The following is a 12,868-nucleotide window of genomic DNA, read 5'->3' on the forward strand; positions in this document are numbered from 1 at the left end:
CACCTGGCTTGGGACCAGGGGGTCGCAGGTTCGAATCCTGCTGCTCCGACCATTTTTTATTATGCGGGTGTAGCTCAATGGTAGAGCCCCAGCCTTCCAAGCTGGTTACGAGGGTTCGATTCCCTTCACCCGCTCCATTTTTTTATGTGGACTTTTTAATTGTAAGCCTAACTGTAAACTTGTTTATGTAGATTTTAATATGTTTTATGTTTTCGACGACGTTTCGATTGGTGAGGATCTCTAGCTGTAAACTTGTTTATGTAGATTTTAATATGGCCTGATAGAGAGTTTCCATTATACAAGGTAATAAATAGAAAATGGAATGTGTTAAAGAAACATAATTGCATTTATCGTATCGTGTAGTGTATAATATATACGGTGAAAATTTCAATTACATATGGTCCAGTAGCTCAGTTGGATAGAGCAACGGCCTTCTAAGCCGTGGGTCGGGAGTTCGAATCTCTCCTGGATCACCATAAAAAATAAGCAACCATGCTAGTTTTCAAAGTTGTGAAAATCAGTGTGGTTGCTTTTTTGCGTTTTAGGTACTTGTTTTAGGTATTTATTTAACAAATAGCCGAGTATATAAGTAGTAAAGTATATAGGTAATAACTAATATAAACAGTAGATTAATATTCTTCGCTTTTAAAACGTAAAGCGAATTGTTTGGATTTTGGATAGAAGTCAATGCCCTGTCTTGTACCTTTATTTAATTTGTAAGGATTAAATAGTACTTCGTATTTTTTATTCATAAGTATCAACTTCTCATATATTGAAATAATAAACTAGAATTATTTTTTGCAGTTTAGTTTTAAACAAATTATTTGTGAGCTTAGTATACTGATTAGGAAAGAAAAATACAAGTACGCAGTTTTTTCTGCTTGGTTTAGATCCTCTTCAAAGTGGAGCCGTTTATATTCTCTCTTAGCTGATTCGGAGAATACAGAGGATTCGTATTTACTATAGTCATCAAATTGGACTGTGTTAATCTTTTCTAATACAGGGCTTAAATCATCGCGAATAATACAAGTGCCATGTTCCTTATCTTTTCGTTTACAATAAAAACAACTTACACAGCCACGATAATTGAGTGGTATAGGGAAATTAACTCAGTGTCAGCGCCAGCCTGTTGAGCGCCTTTAAGAGCTCGTTCTAATAATTGAACAGTATTACCACGAGGGCGTGGACTACCATTAATTGTAATGACTTTCATTGTTCCTCCTCGATTATATACAGATATAATTGGTACCATAAAGTTAGCTTTGGTTTATATATCTAATATACGATATATGTAGATACAATATAATAAAATTATTTATGAAGGTCATCGGTTGTAGTTATAACTGTGAGACGATAAGCAAAAACTGCCTTACTTGAGGAGCGCGCTTGAGCTATTAAAAGAAATAGATTTTGATATAATAAAGGTAAATAAAAATCACATAGGAGGTATATTATGAATAGTAAAACTATAAAACTTATATTGATGTTTGCAATAGTATTGGTGAGTACTGAGGCTCATGCTGCTACCGGTACCATTACGACATACGGCGACACAGCGTATAATAGCGATGGAACGACCTATACTTCGTATGGAGATACGGCCTATGACAGTAATGGTAATTCATATACTCTCTATGGTGATACGGTGTACGGCAGTGATGGCACGACGTATACACAATATGGCGATACGATTTATGGGAGTAATGGTATAAACTATACTACTTATGGCGATACTACCTATGGATCGGATGGTAGCACCTATACTCGTTATGGCGATACTATATACTATGATGTGCCTGATGACGAGAATGATGACGAGTATGCTGATTATGATTATGAAGGCTTGGTGTATGGTGGTGGTGAGGATACTTGGTAAGCACAGTAAAACATACATAAGTAATATATGACATAAGTAATATATGCCATTAGTAATATATAACTTATCAGTAATGAATACATTGTTAGAAATAAAGGCTATGAGCTCTATCTTGAGTTCATAGCCTTTTGCTGTGTTTTATTTATATGGAGTTTAATTTTACTATATAAGGTTTAGTTTTATTTAGGCGCCATTGCACGGGTGCATTGGCGAGAGCTTAATTGCTAGGCGTGACGCAGTAGAGGTTGTTTTAGAGGGGACAATGTAATAACTAATACTATAATAACTAAACGATTAGTTAATGATAAAAACTTTCAAGAAAATCGTTGACAAAATATATCCATGGATATAAAATGTATCCATAAGGAGATCGAAATATATGAAAATAACTAAGAGTTTAGAGCAGGCCGTATTTGTGTTGTTAATACTTGCTTTACAAGCGAACCATAAGCCTGTGAAAAGCTATGTATTAAGTGAGAAGTTAGGGGTATCTGATTCCTATTTGAAGAAGATTTTAAGAAAGTTAGTAGTTCAGGATTTAATTACCTCTACTGCTAGTAAAGACGGTGGGTTTCAACTGAAACAATCGATTGAAGAAATTACTTTATATGATGTATATGAGGCTGTAGAAGAGGATACTATTTCTCAATTTCATTCTTTCATAGCCCGTAATTTATTTAGTGATGAAGCGTATGTAGAAAATAGTGAAAAAAAGATAATTCACACCATGATGAAGGCGAAGGAGACATTGAAAGAGTTGACTTTGGCTGAATTGATTCGCCCTGATAAATATACTGATGGGGCTGTTGAGTGGTCTGAAGTAGAGGGACCCGTTTGAATTGTTAGGTAGTCATAAGGAGATATAATTATGAGTGATATTAAAGTACATGTGTTGCATACGGGTAGCGTAATTATTGATGAAGCATTACCTTATCATAGACCTGAAGACCGGCCCTTTGCTTGGACTGGATTATTTAGAAGTAAAAAGCATTTAGTAGAGGCTCCTGTATCGGTATATTTGATAGAGCATCCAGAAGGACTTGTTTTATTAGATACTGGTTGGCATACGGATAATCGGGAACATCAGATAAAGAATTTAAGACATCAGTATTTTGTAAATAAAGCCGTGTTACCAGAAGGGCAGGCTGTACATGAACAATTAGCTAAGATGGGCATTTCCCCTCGTGATTTAGACTTTGTCATGCTGAGTCATTTACATTGTGACCATGCCGATGGTCTTCGTCATGTAAAAGACGCTAAGCGTATTATGGTGAGCGATTTAGAATATAAGGCAGCTAGCCGTGACCATATTCGCTACTTATCGCATGAATGGTCTGGTGTAACCCTTGATACATTTTCATTTTCTGAAAGTAAAATAGGTGCATTTGGGTATTCCTATGATATGTTTGGCGATGGCCGCATTCAATTTGTTTTAGCTAAAGGACATAGTGCAGGCTTAGCGGCTACTGTAATTCGCAATAATGATGAATATATTGTCTTATCCTCTGATGTAGCCTATGGGCGTGAATCTTTAGAACATTTGTGGGAACCTGGCGTTGTGATCAATCGTCAAGATGCTATTTATTCTCTACAATGGCTCGTTCATATGAGTAAACAAGAAGGCTGTAAGGGCATTATTTCAAACCATGATCCGGAAATAAAGCCAGGGATTATTACGATTTAGGAGATGAAGCTATGACGTGCTAGGAGATAGCGACGCTCGTAATAAATGAAAAGCAATAAAGAAAAGTGATGGAATAAAAGCGACAGAGAAAAATAAAAGAAATACAGTAAAATAAAAGAACTGCGACCAGTCTTTAAATGGAGCTTGGTTGCAGTTCTTTTTTATACTACAGTATGTATTAAATTATGTGCTATTCATATAGCAGTGTAGATACAATATAGTAATATCATATCAATGTAATATTATATCAATGTAATATTATATTATTTATGCTCTTCATTAATACGTTGTACTTCTAATGCTTCTTCACGGTTGAATTTTGTGGAGATAACAAGTTTAACGAAGTATGCAATGGTAAGGATGAAGACGCCTAGGCCAAGCCATTCAGCTGTACGAGCAAAGTCTTTACCTACCATGGCAAGTGGATCTTCGCCACCACCAGAGGTTACAGAAATAACGATAATAATAGCGATAATAACGCCGATTAAGCTTTCCCCAACAATCATACCGGATGCAAAGAGTACGCCGCGACGATTGCATTGTTCTACATCAGCATCAGCTAGTTCACCACTGCGTTCTTTAGCGCGTTTAATTAGATATTTACCAACAAAATAGCTCATGAAAGAACCAATAACGAGTGGCATTTCAAGAGTTGGTGGCAAGTAAATGCCCATGCCAATAGCCAATGGAGGTAAGGTTAAATTAGCTGTAGTGCTCTTTAGAATTAGATTTACAATAATACCAATAATACCTACGCCAACGCCAATAAGGATATAGTTCCAGTCTAGATTAGAGCTGAAAATACCTTGTGCAATTGTAGTCATCAAGGTAGCTTGTGGAGCAGAAAGGGCTGCGGATGGGTCCATTTCGGGACGAGGCAAGGCGCCGGTAAAGCCATATGCTTCATACAAGAGATTAAGTACTGGCGCAATGGCAATAGCACCAGCTACAGAACCAATCAAAAGGGCTACTTGTTGTTTCCAAGGTGTTGCACCAACGAGTTGGCCTGTTTTTAAGTCTTGTAAATTATCATTGGAAATAGCGGCAATACAAACCACTACACTGGTCATGAAGAGGGCCATGGCAGTAGCAAATTTTACACCTTCTTCAGTAGCAAATAAGTCATTGGCTGTTGCAATAGCGAAGACTACTAAAGAAGAAATAATAATCCCTAGAATGCCGATACCGGAGATAGGACTAGCAGATGTACCGATAAGGCCAGCCATATAACCGCAAGCAGCAGCTACGAAGAAGCCGATGCAAAGGGCGATAACGATACCGCAAACTACAAGAGTCCACATGAGGACAGGACTAATATCTACGGCACTTACAAAGGAATAGAAACAAATTACAAGGCCAATTAGAATGGCTAAGAATACAAGACCTACAGTAGATGGCTTCATGTCTGTGTCCATGCGATGCGTTTCACGTTCTTCGTTGGACATTTTCATATTTTTAATAGAAATGCGCATACCATCTAAGATTGGTTTGGCTAAGGTAATTAAAGTCCAAATAGCCGCAATACCGATACAACCAGCACCGATGAAGCGAACTTTTTCTTTCCAAACTGTCATAGCAAAAGCTTCTACAGATTTAGCATCACCCATAGGTAATGTATTTGTTAAATATGGAACAAAGCCACCCCAGGCAATAATCATACCTACTAAAATAGCGATACCACTGGCGATACCGATTAAGAACCCAGCGCCTAATAAAGCGGTGGAGAAGCCTAGTGGGAACTGTGTTACACCGCGGCCTACGCCAAACCAGAAACTCATTTCACCAGCCAAATAGTGGAAGCCATTGGTAAAGAGGCTGATAATACCAGCAAAAATGCCGCCACTAACGATTTCTTTCATGCCATTCGCATTGCTTTTTGCGTCGGCACCTTCACCATGAGCTTGGCTGCCAACTTTTAAGATTTCAGCTGCTGCACGTCCTTCAGGATATGGTAAATCACTATTTACTACCATGGCACGGCGTAATGGAATGGTGAATAATACACCTAAAGCGCCACCACAGGCACAGAGTAATAGGGTTTCACTATAAGGGAAACCTTGCCAATAGCCTAGCATCAATAGGCCTGGCAACACGAAAATAACGGCCGATAAGGTACCTGCCGCTGATGCTTGTGTTTGAACCATGTTGTTTTCAAGAACATTGGAGTCCTTAAAAAAGCGTAAGATGGCCATGGAAATAACAGCTGCTGGAATAGAACTTGAGAAGGTTAAACCAACTTTAAGTCCAAGATATACATTTGACGCGGTGAAAATAATGGTAATAAGTGCACCTAAGAGCATACCGCGAAATGTAAGTTCTGGCAGATGTAGCTCATGACTCATAAAATCATGCTTCATACAAATCCTCCTTAATATGAAATAAGAATACATAATATCAGTACAGGACAATTGTATCCTAAATAAAGACGAAATTCAATATTTTGTCCATGTGAATATTGTATACATACATGTGTATTATGAAAGAGTACTTTTCAGAAGGACAAAAAATATAAAATGTATATAAATTCAATTAAAATTTGATAAAATTCAAAAAATGCAAGCGTGCTTGATATATTTTAACAGCTTACCATTCTCATATAATAGAAATCAAAGCGCTGAATAGTTTACTCTGTTGAGTGAAAAATATAAAAATGCCATTTTAGATGGAGGACTATTGATTGAAGTTAACTTCAATGTGGTACAATACATTGAAAAGTAAAATAGTCCAGCATATTACAGGATATAATGAGTTAAGATAGTAGTAATGAAGATAATGGCGTTGCGGTCCTGGCGTGAGGAGAATGTTGAGGCAACAGTAATGAAGCTAAGGCCATAGCGTGTGAACAGTGTTGATAAGTCCATAGTAATGAAGATAATGATACGATTAAGGAAATGACTGCAATGAAACGTATAGAAGGTATGAATTGTATAAAGGGAATAGAAAAATTAGAAGGAATGAAAAGCAGTAAAAGCGTGAAAAGAATGAGAGGAGTGGAACGTATAGAAAACATAGGAAGCATAAAAAGGCTGAAAGCCATATATAAACGACTTTACAGCGGCACCTTTTTTCTAGTATTAGTAGCTTTATTATTAATACAGCCTTTTACAATAGCGGGGCGAACAGAAAGGGTGTCTATGAAAGGGGACCATGGGGCTCTGGCAGGCAGTATGCAGATTCCTGATGCGGTACCGACCTATCCGATGGTCATTATTATGCATGGATTTTCCTCATCAAAGGATGCTAAGCTTTTGCAACAAATTGCTGATGATTTAGAAGCGGTCGGTATAGGCTCCCTTCGCTTTGATTTTAATGGTCATGGGGACAGTGAAGGTCGGTTTCAAGATATGACTGTGCCCAATGAAATTACGGATGCCAAAGCAGTGTATTCATATTTAAGAAGTGAGGCCGAGAACCGTGAAGCCATTACATCTATTTCCTTGATAGGACATTCGCAAGGTGGTGTAGTAGCTAGCATGTTAGCTGGTGAAATTGCAAAGTCAGAAGGTAACTCAGCCATACAGAGTATTGTATTGTTAGCACCGGCAGGGAATATTAAAGATGGTTTAATTGGAAGCTCTTTTTTTGGCTTGCAATTTAATGCCGATGAATTACCGGATGTGGTAGAGCTACCTAGTGGTCTTAAAGTAGGGCATCAGTATTTCCAAACGGCCTATGATTTACCCATTTATGAAGTAGCTAAAGCTTATACCGGACCGGTAGCAATTGTACAAGGTAGCGAGGACATGGTAGTGCCAACGCGCTATAGTCGCCGATTTGATCAGATATATGAAACTAGTGAGCTTCATATATTAGATGGATATGACCATGAATTTACACAAAACCCTACTGAAGTATCGCGGCTCGTACGGGATTTTATAGTAGAACATACGAAGGAACAGGCGCAGCCCACTGGCACCATTGATTCGTGGTGGCAGCGAATTGTGAGTTGGATAAAACAAATTTGGCTTAGTTGGATTCCTTAATGGCTATTAGTAGGATTACCAGAGTATTCGTAAAGTGATAGTAAAATACCAGAAAATTGATAGTAAAGTATCAGCAAATTAATCGTAACGTGTTTGTAGATAAAAAAAGACCATTAAGTATAAGCTGTGCCTACTCAGGCGGGGGAGCCGCGTAGGTTTAACTTATTACTCAATGGTCTTTTATTAGTAAAGAGAGCCGTTAAGGCAAAATATTATTTTGATAAATCAATAGTAAGGCCTAGTGCTTTGGCAATGCCTTCACCATAAGCTGTATCACATTGATAGCAGTGTTTAGCATGACGTTCTTTAATAAAATCAGGTACGCCATTCATTGCGCGAGCTGTATTTTCGAAGAGGACTTGTTGTTGTTCTTTCGTCATTAGCCGGAAGAGTTTGCCTGGCTGTGTATAGAAGTCAGAGTCATCCTCATAGAAGTCATATTGGTAGGCAGGGCCTGTTACATCGAGTGGTGGTTCCTTAAATTCCGGTTGATTAGCCCATTCGCCAAAACTATTTGGAGCATAGCCAATGGTGCCACCATGATTGCCATCAACACGGCCAATACCATCACGATGATAACTGTTGACTGGGCATTTTGGCGCATTGACAGGAATCTGATGATAGTTCGTACCTAAGCGGTAGCGTTGCGCATCGGCATAGGAGAAGAGGCGCCCTTGTAGCATCCGGTCAGGGGAGAATCCAATACCCGGGACTATAGTAGACGGTGCAAATGCTGCTTGTTCTACATCTTGGAAATAGTTTTCAGGATTGCGATTAAGCTCCATAACACCTACTTCAATGAGTGGGAATTCATCATGATACCATACTTTGGTGAGGTCAAATGGATTGTAAGGCATTGCCTTAGCTTGCTCCTCGCTCATAACTTGAATGTAGAGCTTCCATTTTGGAAAATCCTTCCTCTCGATGGCATCAAATAAATCGCGTTGGTGACTTTCCCGATCTTGCGCTACTATAGCGGCTGCTTCTTCATCGCTTAAGTTTTCAATACCTTGTTGGCAAACCCAGTGAAATTTGACCCATACGCGTTGGTTGTCACTATTGATGAGGCTATAGGTGTGACTGCCAAAGCCATGCATGTGGCGGTAAGATTTTGGAATCCCGCGGTCGCTCATGACAATCGTCACTTGATGGATTGCTTCGGGTAAACTTGTCCAGAAATCCCAATTGGCTGTAGCGTCACGGAGATTTGTTTTAGGATTGCGTTTTACGGCACGATTGAGATCAGGGAATTGTAAGGGGTCGCGAATAAAGAAAACCGGTGTATTATTACCTACTAAATCCCAGTTGCCCTCTTCAGTGTAAAATTTTACAGCAAAACCACGAATATCCCGTTCCGCATCAGCAGCACCACGTTCACCAGCTACGGTAGAAAAGCGAACGAATACATCGGTTTTCTTGCCGACTTCCGTAAATAGTCTAGCCGCCGTGTATTGTGTGATATCGTGAGTTACTGTAAAGGTGCCAAAGGCTCCAGAGCCTTTAGCATGCATGCGCCGTTCAGGGATAACTTCACGAGCAAAATGACCTAGCTTTTCCATAAGCCATACATCTTGCATCAAAACAGGACCGCGCTTTCCGGCTGTCATAGAATTATTATTGTCTGGCACGGGCGCGCCAAAGGCGGTAGTTAATTTGCGTTTGCCTTCAGGATTTTGTTTCTTGTCACTCATGTAATCAACTCCTTCTGTACACTTAGTACTGATACACAAATATATAATAGGTTATAGTCCAGTAGGACATAATAAAAGATTTTTATTATTAATAGTGGATAATTATTATCCATTAACTAAATTATAACATTACTGTTTGAGGCATACAAATGTCTTTTTGTGGAATTAACGAAAAGAAGAAGTTTATTTACCATATAGGCTGGACACTATGAGTATGTGTTAGTTAAAGGACTAGGTCATTATTTGAGTAGTATTAGATTATTAATTGATGTATTACTAGCGTGTTAACAGTTTAGTAATGGCCCTTAGTGAAAGAGTGCTTATATATACATAGTGCGATGGTTATAAAAGATATACTGTATACATGCGCTTTTAAGTCCCGATTTTATTGTAATTCATCCGCTTTTATGCTATTGTATAGAAATACAAATGTACACTGTATGAGGTATTCGGTGTGCGTGGAGGAGGTGTTTAGGTGTCAGAACACAGGATTAGGGATTTTCCAGTGTCATTAGGGTATTTACGAACAGGACCTAAGAATTCGATTGCCGATGTGCCAGGCGTTAGAGTAGGGCATAAGACAGTCAATAAGGGGGCGATTCGAACTGGTGTTACCGTAATTATGCCAGGTGATGATAATCCATTTATTAATAAGTATACGGCGGCAGCGTTTGTGCAAAATGGCTTTGGAAAAAGTGTGGGATTAATGCAAATTGAGGAATTGGGCACCTTAGAAACACCGATTGCTTTGACTAATACACTGAATGTGGGAAAAGTTAGTGATGCTCTTAATGCGTATATTATAGAAGAGACTAAGGCAAAAGGGACTATGGCGCGTTCCATTAATCCTGTAGTGGGTGAATGTAATGATAGTGTGCTTCACGATATTCAGCAGCGCTGTATTGGTTATGACGAAGTGATGGATGCTATCAATGATGTTTCGGAAGACTTTGCTCAAGGGGATGTAGGGGCAGGGCGTAGTACGATTTGCTTTGGTTTTAAAGGGGGCATTGGATCGGCATCACGAGTCATTACAGTGGGGCAGAACGAAGGCGGCACAAGTTCTCAAAGTGAAGATGTAGAAACCTCGTATACTATTGGCGTGTTAGTGCAGAGCAATTTCGGTGCTACTAAAGACTTCGTGCTAAATGGCGAATCCTTAGGCCGTTGGTGGATGAACCAAGGTCAGGTGAATGGTGGAACACAAAGGGAAGGCCGAGGTCAGATGACTGGAACTGGGCAAAAGGCTCACCGGCAGAGCGATGACGAATGGGCTTATAGTGAAAGTGATCAAGGTTCTATTATGGTCATCGTTGCCACTGACTTACCTGTGAATAGTCGGCAGTTAAAGCGTATTATAAAGCGGGCCGGTGTAGGGATTATGCGTACTGGTGCATATGTAGGGCATGGTAGTGGTGAAGTGATGATTGGTTTTACTACTGCCAATCGTGTGCCGCATGAGGGTCCTTTATTTAATACGCAACAGATTATACGTGATAGTGCATTGAATCCCGCTTTTTTAGGCGTTGCGGAGGCAACGTATGAAGCGATTTTAAATTCCTTAGTAGCTGCTGAAGGGGCGATGACCCAAGAGGGTAAGCGCTATGAAAGTTTATGTGAGGTCCTTAATTTGTATATGTCATGTGAGACGGATACAAACATTTAAACTTAGAAGACATCATGTTTTAATGTAGCATATATGAACATTTCAACTTAAAGGACATCATGTTTAGACGTAGCATATATGAACTATTTAAGTTAGCATATATAAACTTTTTAAGTTAGCAGATACGAATATTTTGAGTTAGAGAATAGGATGTAAACAGTATAGGTAGATGTGCGGATTAGGTTATGTGCAAAGGAGATGGGTGTATGAAGACGTTTAAGTGGAAGAGCTTATGTAGTTTAGCATTAGCAGCTACGCTGTTTATGGCCGGATGCGACGGTGATTCAAATTCAGGGTCAACTACAGTTCCTGAGGGAAAATCAGTATCACAATCTAAAGATGTGGTTGCTGCGATTCCCGTAGATATTACCACTATGGACCCAATGGATACAAGCGATACACTTTCTGGCGGTATTCAACGATTGGTCATGGATGGTCTCTATAGCTTTGATGATGATATGAAATTAAAGCCCATGCTAGCCACTGGCTACACAGCTAACAAGGAAGCTACAGAATACACTTTTACTTTGCGCAAAGGTGTAAAATTTACTGATGGTACCGATTGGAATGCCGATGCGGCTATTGCGAATGTAAATAAATGGACTGATAAGAGTTTGGGCCTAAAGCGCACTAATTTTATTTCGGGCGTTATTGAAAAGGTCGAAAAAATCGATGATTATACAATTAAATTTACCCTTAATAAGCCATTTGGGGCCTTTGTAAATAATATGGCACATCCTGCCATGGTTATGATGAGTCCAAAGCAATTAGCGCAGGGAGTAGATGTTACGGCTAAGCATCCAGTAGGTACAGGTCAATATAAATTTGTAGAATGGGTACCTGGTGACCATATTAAATTAGAACTCAACAAAGATTGGTGGGGCTATAATAAAGAGGTTTCTGGTGGCGAAACTATTGTAGCTACTGATGCAGGCTTTAAATCCATTAGTTTCAAACCAGTTATTGAAAGTGCCAGCCGCGTAGCTATGCTTCAATCTGGCGATGCACAAATGGTCTTTGATGTACCAACAGAAGGATTTGCAGCACTAAAAGATGACCCTAATATTAAGGCCGAAGAAATTGAAAGTATTGTAGTACGTTATTTATTTATGAATACACAAAAACCAGCGCTTAGTGATATTCGCGTGCGTCAAGCTATCGCTCATGGCATTGATAAACAAGCTTTTTTAAATGTAGTACGCAATGGATTAGGCACTGTAGCAACTTCAGTAATTGGTCCTAATGTGCAGTTCTACAAAGGCAATGACCCTGTTCCTTATGATGTGGCAAAAGCAAAAGCCCTTCTTAAAGAAGCCGGCTATGAAAATGGTTTAACTTTAAAAATGCTTATTTTTAACACAACGTCCAGTTTAAAACAAGCTGAATTCTACAAACAACAACTGGCTGAAATAGGTATTAATGTAGAAATCGTTTCTATGGAAAGTGCGATTGTAAACCAAAAAGTACAGGGTTTTAGAGGCGAAGGCAAGGACGCTGAATACGATTTATATATTGCTGGTTGGTCTCCATCTACTGGTGATGCGGACTGGGGGATTCGTCCATTGTTAGCATCTGAATCGATTCCACCGCTTAATTATAATTTATCGTACTACCAAAATCCTGAAATGGATGGTTACATTCAAGCGGCATTAACAACGTCTGATAATGAAGCCCGCAAAGCAGCATATGAGAAAGCGCAAGATTTGTTCTGGAAAGATATCCCTATGATTGCTGTATCTAATGAACCAGCGACTTGGGCGACATCGAGTAAGATTGTAAATGTTCGTCTCTACCCAGATAATGGCATTAACATGTCTAAGGCTCGCATGGCAGAGTAAGCTTGCTTGCACATAAATCAGATAGTTTGCTTGGATATAAGTTATATGGATTGTTTATATATAAGCTATATGGGGGTGTATATAAGCTATATGGCATGCTTGTATATAAGTCATATAACTTGTTTGGACA

The 12,868-nt window shown here is 39.1% G+C and carries 10 protein-coding genes and 2 tRNA genes; 8 read left to right on the top strand and 4 right to left on the bottom strand.

Features of this window, described 5'->3' with window-relative positions; all coding sequences use genetic code 11:
- Positions 1 to 63: 63 nt before the first annotated feature.
- Positions 64 to 137, top strand: a tRNA-Gly gene (locus Q0376_RS00545).
- Between the two features lie 262 nt (positions 138 to 399).
- Positions 400 to 476: transfer RNA gene (locus tag Q0376_RS00550), tRNA-Arg, on the top strand.
- A 153-nt stretch (positions 477 to 629) separates the two neighbouring features.
- On the opposite strand, the gene Q0376_RS00555 is transcribed toward Q0376_RS00550, so the two are convergent.
- Positions 630 to 752 (bottom strand): hypothetical protein, encoded by a 123-nt coding sequence (locus Q0376_RS00555; RefSeq protein WP_298703033.1) that lies wholly within the window; start codon positions 750 to 752, stop codon positions 630 to 632.
- 317 nt (positions 753 to 1,069) lie between these two features.
- Positions 1,070 to 1,213, bottom strand: coding sequence for an NAD(P)H-dependent oxidoreductase (locus tag Q0376_RS00560; protein WP_298703034.1), 144 nt, complete (start codon positions 1,211 to 1,213; stop codon positions 1,070 to 1,072).
- Between the two features lie 240 nt (positions 1,214 to 1,453).
- Between Q0376_RS00560 and Q0376_RS00565 the strand changes: the two genes are divergently transcribed.
- The 3 genes from Q0376_RS00565 to Q0376_RS00575 all read left to right on the top strand — a co-directional run bounded on the left by Q0376_RS00565 (position 1,454) and on the right by Q0376_RS00575 (position 3,560).
- Complete coding sequence (locus tag Q0376_RS00565; protein ID WP_298703035.1) at positions 1,454 to 1,876, top strand: hypothetical protein; 423 nt, start codon at positions 1,454 to 1,456, stop codon at positions 1,874 to 1,876.
- A 379-nt stretch (positions 1,877 to 2,255) separates the two neighbouring features.
- Complete coding sequence (locus Q0376_RS00570; protein ID WP_298703036.1) at positions 2,256 to 2,714, top strand: Rrf2 family transcriptional regulator; 459 nt, start codon at positions 2,256 to 2,258, stop codon at positions 2,712 to 2,714.
- Between the two features lie 30 nt (positions 2,715 to 2,744).
- Positions 2,745 to 3,560, top strand: a complete 816-nt coding sequence (locus Q0376_RS00575) for an N-acyl homoserine lactonase family protein (protein ID WP_298703037.1) — start codon at positions 2,745 to 2,747, stop codon at positions 3,558 to 3,560.
- Between the two features lie 263 nt (positions 3,561 to 3,823).
- Here Q0376_RS00575 and Q0376_RS00580 read toward each other — a convergent pair whose 3' ends face one another.
- Positions 3,824 to 5,917 (bottom strand): OPT family oligopeptide transporter, encoded by a 2,094-nt coding sequence (locus tag Q0376_RS00580; protein WP_298703038.1) that lies wholly within the window; start codon positions 5,915 to 5,917, stop codon positions 3,824 to 3,826.
- 777 nt (positions 5,918 to 6,694) lie between these two features.
- Here Q0376_RS00580 and Q0376_RS00585 point away from each other — a divergent pair.
- On the top strand, positions 6,695 to 7,543 hold the full coding sequence (locus Q0376_RS00585; protein WP_298703039.1) for an alpha/beta hydrolase: 849 nt from the start codon (positions 6,695 to 6,697) through the stop codon (positions 7,541 to 7,543).
- Positions 7,544 to 7,755: 212 nt separating this feature from the next.
- On the opposite strand, the gene Q0376_RS00590 is transcribed toward Q0376_RS00585, so the two are convergent.
- Positions 7,756 to 9,234 carry a catalase gene (locus Q0376_RS00590; protein WP_298703040.1) on the bottom strand — a complete coding sequence of 493 codons (1,479 nt, stop codon included), beginning with the start codon at positions 9,232 to 9,234 and terminating at the stop codon, positions 7,756 to 7,758.
- A 475-nt stretch (positions 9,235 to 9,709) separates the two neighbouring features.
- Here Q0376_RS00590 and Q0376_RS00595 point away from each other — a divergent pair, with 475 nt between their 5' ends.
- Together Q0376_RS00595 and Q0376_RS00600 are read left to right on the top strand one after the other, a co-directional pair.
- A complete protein-coding gene (locus tag Q0376_RS00595; RefSeq protein WP_298703041.1) occupies positions 9,710 to 10,900 on the top strand; it encodes a P1 family peptidase in 1,191 nt (396 codons plus the stop codon).
- Positions 10,901 to 11,106: 206 nt separating this feature from the next.
- Positions 11,107 to 12,738 (top strand): ABC transporter substrate-binding protein, encoded by a 1,632-nt coding sequence (locus Q0376_RS00600; RefSeq protein WP_298703042.1) that lies wholly within the window; start codon positions 11,107 to 11,109, stop codon positions 12,736 to 12,738.
- Positions 12,739 to 12,868 lie beyond the last annotated feature (130 nt).

The organism is uncultured Veillonella sp. (assembly GCF_937981445.1).
GTDB lineage: Bacteria > Bacillota > Negativicutes > Veillonellales > Veillonellaceae > Veillonella_A.